The 16,900-nt window shown below is 72.7% G+C and carries 17 protein-coding genes and 1 riboswitch; of the genes, 12 read left to right on the top strand and 5 right to left on the bottom strand.

What is annotated here, in order from left to right:
- Positions 1–68: 68 nt before the first annotated feature.
- The 4 genes from ABGB10_RS19370 to ABGB10_RS19355 all read left to right on the top strand — a co-directional run bounded on the left by ABGB10_RS19370 (position 69) and on the right by ABGB10_RS19355 (position 5,602).
- On the top strand, positions 69–2,570 hold the full coding sequence (locus ABGB10_RS19370) for a tetratricopeptide repeat protein (protein ID WP_347662254.1): 2,502 nt from the start codon (positions 69–71) through the stop codon (positions 2,568–2,570).
- 109 nt (positions 2,571–2,679) lie between these two features.
- Positions 2,680–3,237, top strand: a complete 558-nt coding sequence (gene def, locus ABGB10_RS19365; protein ID WP_347662253.1) for a peptide deformylase — start codon at positions 2,680–2,682, stop codon at positions 3,235–3,237.
- A gap of 5 nt (positions 3,238–3,242) precedes the next feature.
- Positions 3,243–4,169: a methionyl-tRNA formyltransferase gene (gene fmt, locus ABGB10_RS19360; RefSeq protein ID WP_347662252.1), complete on the top strand. Its 927-nt coding sequence runs from the start codon at positions 3,243–3,245 to the stop codon at positions 4,167–4,169.
- A complete protein-coding gene (locus ABGB10_RS19355; protein ID WP_347662250.1) occupies positions 4,166–5,602 on the top strand; it encodes a transcription antitermination factor NusB in 1,437 nt (478 codons plus the stop codon). The genes fmt and ABGB10_RS19355 overlap by 4 nt, the downstream gene beginning before the upstream one ends.
- A 75-nt stretch (positions 5,603–5,677) precedes the next feature.
- Here ABGB10_RS19355 and ABGB10_RS19350 read toward each other — a convergent pair whose 3' ends face one another.
- Both ABGB10_RS19350 and ABGB10_RS19345 read right to left on the bottom strand, forming a co-directional pair.
- Positions 5,678–6,562, bottom strand: coding sequence for a septum formation family protein (locus ABGB10_RS19350; protein ID WP_347662249.1), 885 nt, complete (start codon positions 6,560–6,562; stop codon positions 5,678–5,680).
- An 84-nt stretch (positions 6,563–6,646) separates the two neighbouring features.
- A complete protein-coding gene (locus tag ABGB10_RS19345; RefSeq protein ID WP_347662248.1) occupies positions 6,647–7,537 on the bottom strand; it encodes a septum formation family protein in 891 nt (296 codons plus the stop codon).
- Between the two features lie 255 nt (positions 7,538–7,792).
- Between ABGB10_RS19345 and rpe the strand changes: the two genes are divergently transcribed.
- From rpe to ribH, 7 genes are all read left to right on the top strand, one after another.
- Positions 7,793–8,473, top strand: coding sequence for a ribulose-phosphate 3-epimerase (gene rpe, locus ABGB10_RS19340; RefSeq protein ID WP_282260834.1), 681 nt, complete (start codon positions 7,793–7,795; stop codon positions 8,471–8,473).
- Position 8,474: 1 nt separating this feature from the next.
- Positions 8,475–9,431: a response regulator gene (locus tag ABGB10_RS19335; RefSeq protein WP_347662246.1), complete on the top strand. Its 957-nt coding sequence runs from the start codon at positions 8,475–8,477 to the stop codon at positions 9,429–9,431.
- A gap of 80 nt (positions 9,432–9,511) precedes the next feature.
- Positions 9,512–9,682, top strand: a riboswitch (FMN riboswitch).
- 164 nt (positions 9,683–9,846) lie between these two features.
- On the top strand, positions 9,847–10,908 hold the full coding sequence (ribD, locus tag ABGB10_RS19330) for a bifunctional diaminohydroxyphosphoribosylaminopyrimidine deaminase/5-amino-6-(5-phosphoribosylamino)uracil reductase RibD (RefSeq protein WP_347662245.1): 1,062 nt from the start codon (positions 9,847–9,849) through the stop codon (positions 10,906–10,908).
- A gap of 1 nt (position 10,909) precedes the next feature.
- The gene (locus tag ABGB10_RS19325) at positions 10,910–11,554 is read left to right on the top strand and encodes a riboflavin synthase (RefSeq protein WP_347662244.1); all 645 of its coding nucleotides are present in this window, start codon (positions 10,910–10,912) and stop codon (positions 11,552–11,554) included.
- Positions 11,554–12,237 (top strand): nicotinamide riboside transporter PnuC, encoded by a 684-nt coding sequence (gene pnuC / locus ABGB10_RS19320; RefSeq protein WP_347662243.1) that lies wholly within the window; start codon positions 11,554–11,556, stop codon positions 12,235–12,237. Before ABGB10_RS19325 ends, pnuC begins: the two co-directional genes overlap by 1 nt.
- Positions 12,234–13,499: a bifunctional 3,4-dihydroxy-2-butanone-4-phosphate synthase/GTP cyclohydrolase II gene (locus ABGB10_RS19315; RefSeq protein WP_347662242.1), complete on the top strand. Its 1,266-nt coding sequence runs from the start codon at positions 12,234–12,236 to the stop codon at positions 13,497–13,499. The genes pnuC and ABGB10_RS19315 overlap by 4 nt, the downstream gene beginning before the upstream one ends.
- A 2-nt stretch (positions 13,500–13,501) precedes the next feature.
- A complete protein-coding gene (gene ribH, locus ABGB10_RS19310; RefSeq protein ID WP_278142249.1) occupies positions 13,502–14,002 on the top strand; it encodes a 6,7-dimethyl-8-ribityllumazine synthase in 501 nt (166 codons plus the stop codon).
- A 28-nt stretch (positions 14,003–14,030) separates the two neighbouring features.
- On the opposite strand, the gene ABGB10_RS19305 is transcribed toward ribH, so the two are convergent.
- The 3 genes from ABGB10_RS19305 to ABGB10_RS19295 are packed head-to-tail and all read right to left on the bottom strand — an operon-like array spanning position 14,031 to position 16,482.
- Positions 14,031–14,774, bottom strand: coding sequence for an amino acid ABC transporter ATP-binding protein (locus tag ABGB10_RS19305; RefSeq protein ID WP_347662240.1), 744 nt, complete (start codon positions 14,772–14,774; stop codon positions 14,031–14,033).
- A 2-nt stretch (positions 14,775–14,776) separates the two neighbouring features.
- The gene (locus ABGB10_RS19300) at positions 14,777–15,622 is read right to left on the bottom strand and encodes an amino acid ABC transporter permease (RefSeq protein WP_347662239.1); all 846 of its coding nucleotides are present in this window, start codon (positions 15,620–15,622) and stop codon (positions 14,777–14,779) included.
- Positions 15,619–16,482, bottom strand: coding sequence for a transporter substrate-binding domain-containing protein (locus tag ABGB10_RS19295; RefSeq protein ID WP_347662238.1), 864 nt, complete (start codon positions 16,480–16,482; stop codon positions 15,619–15,621). Before ABGB10_RS19295 ends, ABGB10_RS19300 begins: the two co-directional genes overlap by 4 nt.
- A gap of 116 nt (positions 16,483–16,598) precedes the next feature.
- Between ABGB10_RS19295 and ABGB10_RS19290 the strand changes: the two genes are divergently transcribed.
- Positions 16,599–16,880 (top strand): phosphoribosyl-ATP diphosphatase, encoded by a 282-nt coding sequence (locus ABGB10_RS19290; protein WP_347662359.1) that lies wholly within the window; start codon positions 16,599–16,601, stop codon positions 16,878–16,880.
- The last annotated feature ends 20 nt before the right edge of the window (positions 16,881–16,900 follow it).

The raw sequence follows: 16,900 nt of genomic DNA, 5'->3' as shown, positions 1-16,900 counted from the left end.
GCCCTGGAGGTGGAATTAGCCTGCCCGTGCGCATCCGGGGCGGCCGGGTGACCGGGGGTGAGAGCCGCATGTCCGACCAACGGGTACCTCCCGGCGCTCGGCAGGCGGAGCAGGGGCCGCCCGGAGCGTTCGAGGTGGCCCGCGCCGCCGTCGACGTGCAGACACTGCAGGAGCTGGCCAGGCTGTTACGCCAGTTGCGCCGCAGGGAAGCCCGGCAGCAGGGTGAAACCCAACTGACGTACCGGCAGCTGGCCGCGAAGACCGGCTGGTCACGCGGGATCATCGGGGAGTACTTCGCCGGCAACATCCTGCCTCCGCCGGAGCGGTTCGACGCCCTCATCCGGGTGCTCGGGGCGAGCCCCGCCGAGCAGGGGGTGCTGGCCACCGCGCGGGACCGGGTCGAGGAGGGACGTCGACGCCCGAACCGGGACCACGCCACCACCGGGCGGTCGGGCGTCGGGCCGGTCCGGGCCCGGGGCGGCGGCCAGCGGGCCGGTACGACGCCGACCCGACTGCCCGTTCCCCGCCAACTGCCCCCGGCGCTACCCGGATTCGTCGGACGTGTCGCTCAGCTCGCCCAACTCGATGCCGAGTGCGTCAGCCCCGCCCCGTCCGAGGACGGCGGCGTGGCGCCGGTCACCATCATGACGCTGTCCGGCACGGCCGGGGTCGGCAAGACGACGCTCGCGGTGTACTGGGCGCACCGGGTCGCCGACCGCTTCCCGGACGGCCAGCTCTACGTCGACCTGCGCGGCTTCGACTCCACCGGGACGGAGATGACGGCCGTCGAGGCGGTACGCGGCTTCCTCGAGGCCCTCGAGGTGCCGCCCGAACGAATACCCACCCACCTGACCGCGCAGGTCGGCCTCTACCGGAGTCTGCTCGCCAGCCGCCGCATGCTGGTGCTGTTGGACAACGCCCGCGACATCGACCACGTTCGGCCCCTGCTGGTCGGCAGCCCGAGCTGCCTGGTCCTGGTCACCAGTCGCAACCGGCTCGCCGGCCTGGTCGCCGCCGAGGGTGCCCGGCCGATCGGCGTCGGCCTGCTCAGCGCCGCCGAGTCCTGGCAACTGCTGGCCCGGCGGCTCGGCGCCCAGCGGTTGACGGTCGAGCCGAAGGCGGTGGACGAGATCATCGAGCGGTGCGCGCGGCTGCCGCTGGCACTGGCGGTGCTCGCCGCGAGGGGTGCGGCGAATCCGACGTTCTCCCTGGCCGCCCTCGCCGCCGAGCTGCGCGACGCGCCGCGCCCGCTGGACTCCTTCGACGGCGGGGATGCCAGCACCGACGTGCAGGCCGTCTTCTCCTGGTCGTACCGGAGACTGACGCCGGCGGCGGCACGTCTGTTCCGGTTGTTCGGCTGCCACCCGGGGCCGGACATCGGGGTCGCCGCAGCGGCCAGCCTGGCCGGGCTGCCCCGGGCCCAGGTGCCCCGACTGCTGGCGGAGCTGGCTCACGCGCATCTGGTCACCGAGCATGCCCCCGGCCGATTCGGCGCACACGACCTGCTCCGGGCGTACGCGGCCGAGCAGGCCGAACGTCTCGAACCGGCGGAGTCCCGGCGGGCCGCGATCCGACGAGGCCTCGACCACTACCTGCACACCGCGCACGCGGCCGCGTTGCTGCTGCAACCGGGGCGGGATCCGGTCACCCTGGCCGCCGCCGGGCCGGGCGTGGTGCCCGAGGAGATCACCGACCACGGGGCGGCGCTCGCCTGGTTCACCGTCGAGTACCCGGTGCTGCTGGCGGCGGTCGGGTACGCGAGGCGTACCGGGTTCGACGGGCATGCCTGGCAGTTGGCCTGGACGCTGGTGGACTTCCTGCAACGCCGGGGGCGTTGGCCCGACCTGGTCCTCGCCCAACGGGCCGCCCTGGCCGGGGCCCGCTGGGCGGGCGACCGGCTCGGGCAGGCGAACGCCCACCGGGACCTCGCGCGGGTGCTGTACCGGCTGGGCCGGGTGGACGAGGCTGCGAGGAACTACCGACAGGCGCTGGTGATCTTCGAGTCGTTGGGTGACCACACCGGGCAGGCGCGTACCCACCGGGCGTTCGGCGCGATGCTCGACGGGCTCGGCCGGTACGCCGAGGCCCTCGACCACGGGGACCGCGCCCTGGCGCTGTACCAGGCCGCCGGCCACCTGGCGGGGGAGGCCAGCGCCCGCAACGCGGTGGGTTGGGCGCACGCCCAGCTCGGCCAGTACGGGCCGGCGCTCGCGCACTGCGGGGAGGCGTTGGCGCTGCTGCGCCCGACCGGTGACCGGCACGGTGAGGCGAACACCTGGGACAGCCTCGGCTTCATCCACGCCCAGCTGGGTGACCACCGCGAGGCGATCCGCTGTTACGGGCGGGCGCTGCGGCTGTACCGGCGGATCAGCGACCGCTACGACGAGGCGGACACCCTGTCCCGGCTCGGGGTGAGCCGGCACGCGGCGGGGGACCCGGCCGGCGCGGTGCGTACCTGGCGGCGGGCGCTGGGCATCCTCGACGACCTCGGTCATCCGGACAACGAGCGGGTACGGGATCTACTGACCCGGTTCGAGGCCGAGCCCCCGGGCCCGGGAGCCCGCCGGTGACGCTGGGCACACCGGCCGTCGCCGATCGAGGTGCGCCGGCCGGCACGCGGCGGGGCACTCCGTAGACTGGTACGGCACCCCTCTCCGACCCGTGAAGGAGCCACCCCGCGTGACCGTCCAGCCCATCCGTCTGTTTGGGGATCCGGTGCTGCGCACGCCGGCCGATCCGGTGGTCGACTTCGACGCCGAGCTGCGTCGGCTGGTCGCCGACCTGACCGACACGATGCGTGAGCAGAACGGCGCCGGCCTGGCCGCCCCGCAGCTCGGTGTGAGCCTGCGGGTGTTCGCCTTCGACGTCGACGACGTGCTCGGGCACCTGGTCAATCCCGTGCTGGAGTTCCCCGACGAGGAGGAGCAGGACGGCCCCGAGGGCTGCCTGTCCATCCCCGGGCTCTACTTCGACACCAAGCGCCGCCAGAACGTCGTCGCCAAGGGCTTCAGCGCGTTCGGCGACCCGATGCAGATCGTCGGCACCGGCCTGATGTCCCGCTGCGTGCAGCACGAGACCGACCACCTCGACGGCGTGCTCTTCCTGGACCGGCTGGACGCCGCCGGTCGCAAGGAGGCCATGAAGGCGATCCGCCAGGCCGACTGGTACGACGCGGCAGCCCCGCCCACGGTCAAGCTCAGCCCGCACATCAGCGACCCCTTCGGTCTGGGTCGGTGACCCGGATGCGTGTGGTCTTCGCCGGTACGCCGGCCGTCGCCGTCCCCGCCCTGGCCGCCGTCGCCGCCTCGCGGCACGAGCTGGTCGCCGTGGTCACCCGACCCGACGCGCCTGCCGGACGCGGGCGTGGCCTGTCCCGGTCCCCGGTCGGCGAGTGGGCCGACGAGCACGGCGTCGAGGTGCTCACGCCGGCCCGCCCCCGCGAGCCCGAGTTCCTCGACCGGCTGCGCACGCTCGCGCCGGACTGCGTGCCGGTGGTCGCCTACGGCGCGTTGGTGCCGCCGGCCGCCCTGGAGATCCCCCGGCACGGCTGGATCAACCTGCACTTCTCGCTGCTGCCCGCGTGGCGTGGCGCCGCGCCCGTTCAGCACGCCGTGCTGCACGGCGACGAGCTGACCGGTGCCAGCGTCTTCCAGTTGGAGGAGGGCCTGGACACCGGCCCGGTCTACGGCACCCTGACCGACGAGATCCGCGCCGCCGACACCTCCGGCGACCTGCTGGGGCGGCTCGCCGACTCCGGCGCCGGGCTGCTGGTGGCGGTGCTCGACGCGATCGCCGACGGCACCGCTCGGGCCGAGCCGCAGCCCGCCGACGGGGTGTCGCTGGCGCCGAAACTGACCGTGGACGACGCCCGGGTGCGCTGGGGCGACCCGGCTTTCGCCGTGGACCGTCGGCTCCGGGCCTGCACCCCGGCCCCGGGCGGCTGGACCACGTTCCGCGGGGAGCGGGTGAAGCTCGGCCCGGTCGTGCCGGTGCCCGACGGCCCGGAGTTGAAGCCGGGGGAGTTGCTGGTGGAGAAGTCCCGGGTGCTCGCCGGCACGGCGACCGTGCCGGTGCGCCTCGGTGAGGTCCGTGCCGCGGGTAAGCGGGCGATGGGCGCGACCGACTGGGCGCGCGGCGTGCGCGTCGGCGCCGGCGAGGACTTCGCGTGACGGCCCCGGAGGGGACCCGTCCCACCCGCTCGGGCCCGCCCGCGGGTCGTGGCGGGGACCGCCGGCCGGTCCGGCCACCACTGGACCGCCCGCGTCGTGCCGCGTACGAGGCGGTGGCCGCCGTGCACCGCGACGACGCGTTCGCCAACCTGGTGCTGCCGATCATCCTGCGGGAGGAGGGGCTGTTCGGTCGGGATGCGGCCTTCGCCACCGAGCTGACCTACGGCACCCTGCGCCACCTGGGCACGTTGGACGCGATCCTGACCGACGCGGCCGGCCGGGACGTGGCCCGCATCGACCCGCCGGTACGCGACGCGTTGCGGCTCGGGGCGTACCAACTGCTGCACACCCGGGTGCCGGCCCACGCCGCGGTCTCGTCGACCGTGGACCTGGTCCGCTCGGTCGCGCCGGGTGCCACCGGCTTCGCGAACGCCGTGCTGCGCGAGGTGTCCACCCGTGACGCGGACGCCTGGGTGGCGAAGCTCGCCCCGCCGATGGAGACCGACCCGGTCGGGCACCTGGCCCTGGCGTACAGCCATCCGCAGTGGATCGTGCGGGCCTTCTCCGAGGCGCTCGGCGGTGACCTGGGCGAGACGGCCCGCCTCCTGATCGAGGACAACGAGCGCCCGCCGGTGCACCTCTGTGCCCGACCGGGGCTGATCGACCCGGTCGAGCTGGCCGACCAGGTCGGCGGGGCGCCCGGCGCCTTCTCGCCGTACGCCGTCTATCTGCCCGGCGGGGCGCCCGGCGACGTGCCGGCGGTGGCTGACGGCCGTGCCCACGTCCAGGACGAGGGCTCCCAGTTGGTGGCCGCCGCGCTCGCCGACGCGCCGCTCGACGGTCCGGACGGGCGCTGGCTGGACCTGTGCGCCGGTCCGGGTGGCAAGGCCGGTCTGCTGGGTGCCCTGGCCGCGCAGCGTGGCGCCCGGGTGACCGCGGTGGAGGTGGCCGAGCACCGGGCCCGGCTGGTGTCCCAGGCGACCCGGGGCCTGCCGGTGGCCGTGCTGGCCATGGACGGTCGGGAGGTCGGTGGCGACCCGAAGCTGCCCGAGCAGCACTTCGACCGGGTGCTCGTCGACGCCCCGTGCACGGGGCTGGGCTCGCTGCGCCGCCGGCCGGAGTCGCGGTGGCGTCGCCAACCGTCTGACCTGCCCCCACTGACCCGGTTGCAGCGGGAGCTGCTCGGTGCGGCGCTGCGGGCGGTCCGCCCCGGCGGCCTGGTCGCCTACGTCACCTGCTCGCCGCACACGGTCGAGACGCACGTGACGGTGACCGAGGCGGCCCGCCGCAGCGGGGTCGCGGTGGACTTCGTGGATGCCCGCCCGCTGCTGCCGGCCGGCATGCCCGGTCTGGGCGACGGGCCGACCGTGCAGCTCTGGCCGCACCGCCACGGCACCGACGCGATGTTCCTCGCCGTCCTGCGTCGAAACTGATTCGCTTCGCTGAAAGGAAGGGTCCCTTATTAACGCGGAGCGTTAATAAGGGACCCTTCCTTTCAGCGGCGGCGCTCAGGTGACCGGGAGACCCTTGGTGCCGGCGTTCCTCATCGAGCGGGTCAGGTCCCGGTCGGAGATCCAGAGGAAGCACTGCACGCCACGGTTGCCGTTCTTCCACTCCTCCTCGTACGGCTGGTAGTAGATCGTTCCGGCGCGGAATTCGAGTTGGGAGTTGTCCGGCACCTTCGCGTACTTGGCGATCATCGTCTGGCAGGCCCGGTGGGTGCGCTTGGTGGCGCGGGTGAACTCGGCGTAGCTGACGTCCGGCCCCTGCCACACCCCGACGAACTCGGCGTGGTGCTTCGCGGTGCAGGAGACCGGCACCATCTCGTCGATGTCGTCCTTGACCATCTTCGGGTTGAAGCAGCGGTACGCCAGGGGAGCCGCGCCGGACAACGCGCCCCGGAGGCTGCCGGTGCGCAGGCCGACAGTCGTGTCGTCGATGCTGACGATCTCGGTGACGTCGCAGCGGTACCAGCGGGCCCCGCCCGCCCAGGCCTGCGGCGACGGCAGCACGACGGTCAGGCCGAGTCGCCCGGAGCGCCAGTCGGCGCCGACCGCCTTGTTGACCTGCGTGTCGCACGCGGACTGCGCGGCCCGCATGCCCGCCGAACCGGGCTGCGGCGGCGTGCCGGGCTCGGCGGCCGGGCCGGTGAGGGTGCCGACGTGCATGGTCTCGACCCGGTGCGACTCGGTGCACGCCGTCGGGTTGTAGCCGGTCAGGAAGCCGACCTGCTGGGCGGTCTGGTGGCAGACGTCGGCGGCGGGAACGAACTGCTGCGCCGCGACGGGCGCCGGCCAGTCGTCGACGAGGTCACGGTCGAGTCCGGCGGGCGCGTTGCACCCGGCCAGCGCCAGGGCCGCACCTCCGGCGAACGCCGTCAACCACCGTCGCATCCCTGACCTCCCCGCCGCTGGTGGCCGCCGACCGGACCCGGCCGGCCGGTAGCGCCACGGCGCAGCAGCATACGGCACCGATCCTCAGATCGCCGGAAGTCCCTCCGGGCCGGCGCCGCGCATCGAACGGGTGAGTTTGCGGTCGTCGCTCCACAGGAAACAGCGCACTCCACGGTCGCCCTCCTCCCACTCCCGTTGCGACGGTGGGTAGTAGATGGACCCGGCCCGGTACGGCAGCTCGCTGTTGTTCGGCACGGACGCGAACGTGGCGATCAGCTCCATGCAGCGTTGGTGCGCCTGGGCGGCGGCCTTGCTGAAATCGGCCCAGCTCATGTCGCGCTCCTCGTAGACGCCCACGAACTCGGCGCGGTGCGGTTCGGTGCAGAGCACGGGTGCCATGTAGTTGAGGTTGTCGCCGATCAGCTTCGGGTCGAAGCAGCGGTGCGTCAGTGGGCTGTCGCCGATCAACGCGCCGCGCAGGCTGCCGGTGCGGTTGACCGGGCGGGTGTTGTCGATGCTGCCGGTCTCGCTGAGATCGCAGCGGAACCAGCGCGCGCCCCCGGACCAGGCGGGCGCGGACGGCAACGCCAGGGTCAGCGCGAGCCGCGCGGTGTGCCAGTCGCCGCCGAGCACCTCCCGGGCCCGCTGGTCGCACTCGGCGCGGGCGGTGCGCAACGCCGACGAGCCGGGCTCGGGCCGGGTCTCGGTCAGCGCGTCGGGCCCCACGAACGTGCCGACGTGGATGGTCTCGGCCACGTGGTTACGCGCGCAGTCCACCGTCTCGTACGTGCTGGCCTGCACGACCGGGATGATCCGGGGCAGGCAGGTGTCGGTGGCCGGGCTGAACGGCTTCGGAACCCGTAGCGCCGGCCAGTCGTCGGTGAGGTCACCGTCCGCGCCTCGTGCCGGCGCGCAACTGGCCAGCAGTATCGTCGTGACGCCGGCCAGCACCAGCGCTGGGAACCACCGTCGCATCGTCCGCCCTTCCCGGGAGCTGGCGGCCGGTCACCGCGCCCCGCGGCGAGACCCCGGCGGGCGTGCAGCCTATGGCACAGTCCCGGTTGGAGTGTCGTCGCCTTTCCGTCGATCGGCCAGCCATTGACGTCTGTTCGTCCGGAACCTGTGGTCCGGAGTGACTAATTCTGCACCAGTGGTCACTGCCGGGTCACAGCGCGTCCCCGAAGGTGGCGCGATGCGGGTCGCGGGTGGCCACGTTCGTACACTGGCGAGGTGACCGTACCGCCGCCGATCGTCGCGCCGAGCATTCTGGCCGCCGATTTCGCCCGCCTCGCCGAAGAGGTCCGTGCCGTCGAGGACGCCGCGGACTGGTTGCACGTCGACGTGATGGACAACCACTTCGTGCCGAACCTGACCATCGGGCTGCCCGTGGTGCAGAGCCTGCGGGCTGTCACCGCGATGCCGTTCGACGTGCACCTGATGATCGAGGATCCGCGCCGGTGGGCCCCCGGCTACGCCGACGCCGGGGCGTACAACGTCACCTTCCATGCCGAGGCATCGGACGACCCGGTGGCGCTGGCCAAGGACCTGCGCTCGGCCGGCGCGAAGGCGGGCCTGGCCATCGACCGGGACACCCCGATCGAGCCGTACCTGGACCTGCTGCCCAGCTTCGACACCCTGCTGATCATGACGATCAAGGCCGGCTTCGGTGGGCAGCGGTTCATCCCACAACTGCTGGACAAGGTTCGTACCGCCCGCCGGCACGTCTCCGCCGGGCACCTGGAGCTGCGCATCGAGGTGGACGGCGGGATCGCCGCCGACACCATCGAGCAGGCCGCCGCGGCGGGCGCCGACGCGTTCGTCGCCGGCACCGCCGTGTACGGCGCCGCCGACCCGGCGGAGGCGGTACGGCACCTGCGTTCGCTGGCGGAACGCGCGGCTCCCGGCGCCTGACGTGGAACCCGACGGCGACCGCAAGGACATCATCCTCGTCGTCGACGACGACGAGGACATCGCTCGTTTCGTCGAGTTCAACCTGCGGCTGCACGGCTTCGAGGTGGTCCACGCCAGCGACGGCCAGGAAGCCCTCGAGATCATCGAACGCGAGCGTCCGGACCTGGCGGTGGTCGACCTCATGATGCCCCGCATCGACGGGCTGGAACTGACCCGCCGGCTGCGCGCCGACCCGATGACCTCCGCCCTGCCGGTGATCATGTTGACGGCCAAGGGGATGACCGTCGACAAGGTGCTCGGGCTCAGCGCCGGCGCCGACGACTACCTGGTCAAGCCGTTCGACACCGCCGAGCTGGTGGCCCGGGTCTCGTCCACGCTGCGCCGCAACAAGGAGTTCCGGGAGGTCTCCCCGCTGACCGGGCTGCCCGGCAACAGCCGGATCCGGCGGGAGATCAGCGACCGGGTACGACAGGGCGTGGACTACGCCGTCGGCTACGTCGACATCGACCGGTTCAAGAGCGTGAACGACCGGTACGGCTTCGTCCGTGGCGACGACTTCATCTCCGCGTTGGCCCGCAGCCTGCACCGGGCGGTGGTGGGTGTCGGTCTACCGCCGGCCTTCCTCGGACACGTCGGCGGCGACGACTTCGTCATCGTCTGCGCCCCGGACCAGGTCCGCCCGCTGACCTCCCAGGCGGTGGTGGACTTCGAGAACGCCGCCGACACGCTCTACGACCCGACCGACCGGGAGCGCGGCTTCGTCGAGCTGAAGGACCGGCGCGGCAACATCCGTCGCGCCGCCCTGGTCACGCTGTCCATCGGGGTGTCCCTCTCCGACGACGGCAAGCGGTTCACCGACCCCCTGGAGGTGATCGCGGTGGCCTCGGAGATGAAGACGGTCGCCAAGAGCCAACCCGGGTCGTACGTGGCCGTGGACCGGCGTCGCGGCGTCACCTGACGCGTGAACCCGCTGTGAAGTAGCTCGCCTAGGTGGCGGCGGACGCGCTTCAGCGTGTAAGACTGCCGGTATAACCCACCACGCGCTGGCGGGACTCGGTGAAATTCCGAACCGGCGGTGATCCACGGTCCAACCGTGGTCAGCCCGCGACCCGGACGGCTCTGCCGCCCGGTGGACCTGGTGAAAATCCAGGGCCGACGGTTGGGGGCGGTTCGTCCGCGCCCAGACAGTCCGGATGGGAGACAGCGCGCGGGACGGACGGTCCGAGCCGGCCGCTGCCTTCAGCGTGCCGTGCCGACCTCCCGGGGCGGCTGTGCCGTTCCCGGACTCCGCCTCCGCCTGCCCGCGGCCCCAATGGCCGCAGCCTCCCTGATCGCCAGCGCGCGGACGGCGAGTGAGAGGGCAGGGCAGGGCGATGGCCAGCGTCTCCGTCGACGAGGCGATGCGGCGTGCGATCGAGTTGGCGGCGCGCGGGCTCGGCACGACCAGCCCCAATCCGGTGGTCGGGTGCGTGCTGCTCGACGAGGACGGCGAGGTCGTGGGTGAGGGCTTCCACGCGTACGCCGGCGGGCCGCACGCCGAGATCGTCGCCCTGGCGCAGGCCGGGCAGCGAGCCAAGGGCGGCACCGCCGTCGTCACTCTGGAACCGTGCGACCACACCGGCCGCACCGGCCCCTGCAGTTCCGCGCTGGTCCAGGCCGGGGTCGCCCGGGTGGTCATCGCCGTACCCGATCCCAACCCGGTCGCTTCCGGCGGCGCCGCCACCCTGCGCGCCGCCGGGGTCCGCGTCGATCTCGGGGTACGCGGCGAGGAGGCCGAGGCCGGCAACGTCGCCTGGCTGACCTCGATGCGCCGGGGCTGGCCGTACGTCATCTGGAAGTACGCCGCCACGCTCGACGGGCGCGCCGCCGCACTGGACGGCACCAGCATGTGGATCACCTCGGAGGCGGCCCGGATCGACGTGCACGCGCTGCGGGGCACCGTCGACGCGGTGCTCGCCGGGGTGGGCACCGTGCTCGCCGACGACCCCCGGCTGACCGCTCGCAACCTGCGCGACGGCAGCCTGGCCATCCGGCAGCCGCTGCGGGTGGTGGTGGACAGCTCGGGGCGTACCCCGGCTGACGCCCGGGTCCGCGACGGCGCCGCGCGGACGTGGATCGCGACCGCCGACGAGGTCGGCGCCGGTCCGGACGGCCGGGTCGACCTGCCGGCGCTGCTCGCGGCGCTGCACCAGCGCGGGGTCCGCTCCCTGCTGCTGGAGGGCGGCCCTCGGCTGGCCGGCGCGTTCCTGCAGGCCGGCCTGGTCGACAAGGTCATCGGGTACGTCGCGCCCCGGCTGCTCGGCGCCGGCCCGACCGCGCTGGTCGACGCGGGAGTGAGCACCATCGCTGAGGCCATCGATCTGGAGTTCGTCGACGTTACGCAGATCGGTCCGGACATCCGGATCACCGCTTTGCCCCGCAAAAGGGAGGGCTGACATGTTCACCGGCATTATCGAGGAGTTGGGCGAGATCGTCCGGGTCACGGCGACGGCGGGCGATTCCGCGCTGATCGGCGTACGTGGCCCGCTGGTCACCTCGGACGCCCGGCACGGCGACTCCATCGCGGTCAACGGCGTCTGCCTGACCGTCGTGGAGGTGGCCGACGGGGTCTTCACCGCCGACGTGATGGGCGAGACGCTGCGCCGTTCCGCGCTCGGCGCGCTGAGCGTCGGCGACCCGGTCAACCTGGAGCGGGCCGCCGCACTCGGCAGCCGGCTCGGCGGACACCTGGTGCAGGGCCACGTGGACGGGGTCGGCGAGGTGATCTCCCGGGAGCCGGCCGAGCAGTGGGAGACGGTCCGGTTCCGGCTGCCTGCCGCCCTGTCCCGGTACGTGGTGGAGAAGGGCTCGATCACCATCGACGGTGTCTCGCTGACCGTGGCCGAGGTGGGCGCGGACGAGTTCGCCGTCGGGTTGATCCCGACCACGCTCAAGCTGACCACGCTCGGCGCGAAGAGCGCCGGCGACCCGGTCAACCTGGAGGTCGACGTGCTGGCCAAGTACGTCGAGCGGTTGCTCGGCGACCGGCTCGCCGGCACCGACGGTCCCGGGGTGGCCTCGATCACGGACGGGGTGGCCTGATGGGTCCGCTCGGTTGGCTGCTGGACGCACAGGTGCAGGTGGCCGGCTCGCCGGTGCTGGTCCGGGAGATCGTCGGCAACGCGTTCGGGCTGTTCTCCGCGCTGCTCGGGCTGCGCCGGGTCGTCTGGGCCTGGCCGGTCGGCATGATCGGTAACGCGCTGCTCCTGACCGTCTTCCTCGGCGGGGTGTTCACCACCCCGCAGGAGCACGACCTGTACGGGCAGGCCGGCCGGCAGGTGTTCTTCTTCGCGGTCAGCGTGTACGGCTGGTGGCGCTGGCAGCGCAACCGTCGCGCCGACGCCGGGCAGGCGGCGGTCGTGCCCCGGTGGGCCACCGGCCGGGAACGGCTGATGCTGCTGCTGGCCGCCGTTGTCGGCACCGCCGCGGCGTACCCGGTGCTCAAGGCGCTGGGCTCGTGGGGCCCGCTGCCCGACGCCTGGATCCTCACCGGCAGCCTGCTGGCCACGTACGGCATGGCCCGCGGCTGGGTGGAGTTCTGGCTGCTGTGGATCGCGGTGGACGCGGTCGGCGTGCCGCTGCTGCTGCGCGGCGGCTTCTACCCGTCGGCGGTCATGTACCTGATCTACGGCGCGCTGTGCGTCTGGGGCTTCGCCGCCTGGTGGCGCACCTCGCGCGCCACGGCCGCAGTTCGTACGCCCATCTACCGGGAGGCGGTCGCGTGACCAGCTTTGGAAGCATCGAGCAGGCGGTCGCCGAGATCGCGGCCGGTCGGCCGGTCGTCGTGGTCGACGACGCAGACCGGGAGAACGAGGGCGACCTGATCTTCGCGGCCGAGCTGGCCACGCCGGAGCTGATGGCGTTCATGGTGCGCTACACCTCGGGCTACGTCTGCGTGGCGCTGACCGAGAGCGAGGCCGACCGCCTCGACCTGCCGCCGATGCACCACACCAACCAGGACCGGCGCGGCACCGCGTACACGGTGACCGTGGACGCCCGCGAGGGGATCAGCACCGGCATCTCGGCGGCCGACCGCGCGCACACCAGTCGGCTGCTCGCCGACGCCGCGACCGATCCGACCGACCTGGCCCGGCCCGGGCACGTGGTGCCGCTGCGCGCCCGGGAGGGCGGGGTGCTGCGCCGGCCCGGGCACACCGAGGCGGGGATCGACCTGACCCGCATGGCCGGGCTGCGCCCGGCGGGCGTGCTCTGCGAGCTGGTCAACGACGACGGCACCATGATGCGCCTGCCGGACCTGGAGAAGTTCGCCGCCGAACACGGCCTCGTCCTGGTCACCATCGCCGACCTGATCGCCTACCGGCGGCGTACCGAGAAGCAGGTCGAGCTGGTCGCCGACGCCCGGATGCCGACGCGGCACGGGGTGTTCCGGGCGCTCGGCTACCGCGCCGAGCACGACCCGGCCGAGCACGTCGCGATGGTGCTGGGTGACCTCGGTGACGGCCAGGACGTGCTGGTCCGGGTGCACTCCGAGTGCCTGACCGGGGACGTGTTCGGCTCGCTGCGCTGCGACTGTGGGCCGCAGTTGGACGCCGCGCTGGCCCGGGTCGCGCGGGAGGGTCGGGGCGTCGTGCTCTACGTCCGTGGGCATGAGGGGCGCGGCATCGGGCTGCTGCACAAGCTGCAGGCGTACCAGTTGCAGGACCTGGGCCGCGACACCGTCGACGCCAACCTCGACCTGGGGTTGCCGGCCGACGCCCGCGACTACGGCACCGGCGCGCAGATCCTCTACGACCTGGGCGTGCGCTCGATGCGGCTGCTGACCAACAACCCGGCCAAGCGGGCCGGGCTGGAGGGGTACGGGTTGACCATCACCGGCCGCGAGGGGCTGCCGGCCGGGGCACACCCGGAGAACATGCGCTACCTGCGCACCAAGCGGGACCGGATGGGTCACCTGCTGGACGAGTTGGACGAGGTGTCCGAGGCGCCGCTTGGGCGTCCGGTCGCCAACGACGAGATCGGAGCATGACGATGGCGGGATTCGGTGAGCCGGGAATCGACGCGGTGGACGCCGCGGGGCTGACCGTCGGGGTCGTTGCCGCCCGCTGGCACGGCGAGTTGACCGACCACATGCTGGAACGTGCGGTGGCGGCAGCCGAGGCGTGCGGGGCGCGTTCCGTGGTCGCCCGGGTCGCCGGCTCGGTCGAGCTGCCGGTGGTGGCCCAGGCCCTCGCCCGCCGCTGCGACGTGGTGGTCGCTCTGGGCGTGGTGGTGCGCGGCTCCACCGCCCACTTCGACTACGTCTGCCGCTCGGTCACCGACGGTCTGACCCGGGTGGCGCTGGACGAGGGCAAGCCGGTGGCGCACGGCGTGCTCACCGTGGAGACCATCGAACAGGCCCGGGACCGCGCCGGTCTGCCCGGCTCGGCGGAGGACAAGGGCTGGGCGGCCACCGTCGCCGCGCTCGACGCCGCGCTGGCCGTGCGGACCGTGGCGGCGGGCAACGCCCAGCGGGTCGGCTTCGGCGGCTGACGCCGCCGTCGCCTCTGAAGGCGCGCCCTCACAGCCGACCGGCCTCGATGATCCGGCGCAGGAACTGCCGGGTCCGAGGCTGCGTCGGCTCGCCGAGCACCTGCCCGGGCGGGCCGCTCTCGACGACCCGGCCCGCGTCGAGGAAGCACACCTGGTCGGCGACCTCCCGCGCGAAGCCCATCTCGTGGGTGGCCAGCACCATGGTCATGCCGTCGGCCTTCAGGTCCCGGATCATCGTCAGCACCTCACCGACGAGTTCCGGGTCCAGCGCGGAGGTGACCTCGTCCAGCAACATCAGCCGAGGCGAGTTCGCCAACGCCCGGACGATCGCCACCCGCTGCTGCTGACCGCCGGAGAGCCGGTCCGGGTAGGCGTCCGCCTTGGCGCCGAGCCCCACCCGGTCCAGCAGGTCCCGGGCCTGGGCCTCCGCCTCCGCACGAGCCCGCCGGTGTACGCGGCGCGGCGCGAGGGTGATGTTCTCCAACACGCTCAGGTGCGGGAAGAGGTTGTACGCCTGGAAGACCATGCCGATCCGCCGACGAACCCGGTCCGCGTCCACCCGGGGATCGGAGATGTCCTCCCCGTCCAACTCGATGGTCCCGTCGTCGATCTCCTCCAACAGGTTCACACACCGCAGCAGGGTCGACTTGCCGGACCCGGACGCACCGATCAGCGCCACCACCTGATGCTCGGCGACGGTCAGGTCGAGCTGGTCGAGCACCACGTGGTCGGCGAACTCCTTGCGCAGACCCCGGCAGCGCAGCAGCACCATCGTCAGCCTCCCGACTGGCGGCGGGCCGCCCGCAGCGTCGCCCAGTCGGTGACCGCGATCAGCGGGATCGCGAGCAGCACGAAGAGCACCCCCGCCACGACGTAGGGCGTGTAGTTGAACGACTGGGCGGTGGCGATCTGGGCGGCGCGGACCGCGTCGATCGGCCCGGCGAGCGAGACCAGCCCCACGTCCTTCTGCAACGCCACCACGTCGTTGAGCAGGGGTGGCGCCACCCGGCGGACGGCCTGCGGCAGGACCACGTGCCGCATCGTCTGCCGGTAGGTCAGGCCCAACGAGCGGGCCGCGGCGAGCTGGCTCGGGTGCACCGACTCGATGCCGGCCCGGAACACCTCGGCGAGGTAGCCGCCGTAGGTGAGGACCAACGCGATACCACCGAGCACCAACACCGGCGGCATGCCCTGCAACCGCAGCCCCGGCACGCCGAGGGTGAGCAGGTAGAGCACGATGATCAGCGGGAGGCCGCGAAACGTGTAGGTGTAGCCGGCGGCCAGCGCCCGGACCGGGAAGAAGACCGGGCCGCGCAACGTCCGCAGCACCGCGATCACCAACCCGAGCAGCAGCGCGCCGGCCGCACAGCAGACCAGCAGTCGTACGTTGAGCCAGAGCCCGGTCAACACCGCCGGCAGCGCGTCCCGGGCGATCTCCGGATCCAGGAACGACTGCCGGACCCGGGCCCACCCGGGCGCGCCGGTCACCGCGACGACCAGCAGCGTGCCGAGCACCGCCGTGGACGAGGCCGCCACCAGCACGCTGTTGACGGTCTGCCGACGCCGGTACGCCGAGCGCCGCCGCTGCGCCTCGGAGGGAACGTGATCCAGAAGCGTCACCGCAGCTCGGCCGCCCCCGCCACCTGCGCGAGCCACTTCTGCTCCAGCTGCTTCAGCGTGCCCGCCGTGGTGAGTTGACCGACCGCCCCGCTCACGCAGGACGTCAGTGGGGAGTTCTTGTCCAGCAGCAACCCGAACGCCTCGGGCGTACCCACCTGCGGCACCTGCCCGACGATCGTCGCGTCGGTGATCTCCGCCCCGGTGATGTAGAAGGCGGTCGGCAGGTCCACCACGAGACCGTCCAGCTGCCCGTTCTGCAGGGCCTTCTTGGCGTCGTCGTTGCTGTTGTAGACCTGCGGCTCGACGGTCGGCTTGAGCACTTCGGTGATCGCCTGGTAGCTGGTGGTGCCGACCTGGGCGCCGAGCCGCGCGTCGCGAAGATCGGCCAGCGACGTCTTACCGGCGATCTTCGAGGACTTCAACGCGACGACGGTCTGCCGCACCAGGTAGTACGGCGCGGAGAAGTCGACCGCCTGCTTGCGCTCCTCGGTGATGGAGAACTGGTTGATGTCGAAGTCGAAGTTCTTCGGTCCGGGTGCGATCGCCGCGTCGAACTTGACCCGGGTCCAGCTGACGTCGGCGCGGGCGTAGCCGAGCTTCTCGGCCACCGCGTACGCGACCGCGGATTCGAAGCCCTCACCGTTGTCCGGCTTGTCCTTCGAGAACCACGGCTCGTACGCGGGCTGGTCGGTGGCGATGGTCAACTTGCCCGGCGTACGGGTGGGCAGGCTGTCCTTGGCGCAGGACGGCGGCGCGGTGACGACCGGGGTCGGTGGCTCCTTCTGTGGCGCGCATCCGGCGGTGGCTACGACGGCGGCACCGGCGAGGGTGAGCGCGAGGAGACGTGAGCTGCTGGCCATGGCGGACAGCGTAGAGCTTGATGGGCGTCGATCGACAACTGTCCTACCATGTTGGTAGGGAATTGTCCCGATGGCTGGGTGCCGGCGGACCCGGGCGTGGGGCGCTGGTCGGGTAGCTGGAAGAATCGTTTTCCGTGAAGACGTTCGAGGAGTTGTTCGCCGAGCTGCAGGCCAAGGCCGCCGCCGGCACCCCGGGCTCGGGCACCGTCGCCGCTCTCGACAAGGGCGTGCACTTCATCGGCAAGAAGGTCGTCGAGGAGGCCGCCGAGTCGTGGATGGCCGCCGAGCACGAGGGGCCGGAGCGCACCGCCGAGGAGATCTCCCAACTGCTCTACCAGGTCCAGGTGCTGATGCTCGCCAGCGGTCTCGAGCTCAAGGACGTCTACCGACATCTGTGAGTGCCCTCACCCGTTGATCG

The sequence above is a fragment of the Micromonospora sp. B9E7 genome, assembly GCF_039871815.1.
Taxonomy (GTDB): Bacteria; Actinomycetota; Actinomycetes; order Mycobacteriales; family Micromonosporaceae; genus Micromonospora.
The sequence above is the reverse complement of the archived record's forward strand: the minus strand, read 5'-3'. Positions and strand labels throughout refer to the sequence as shown.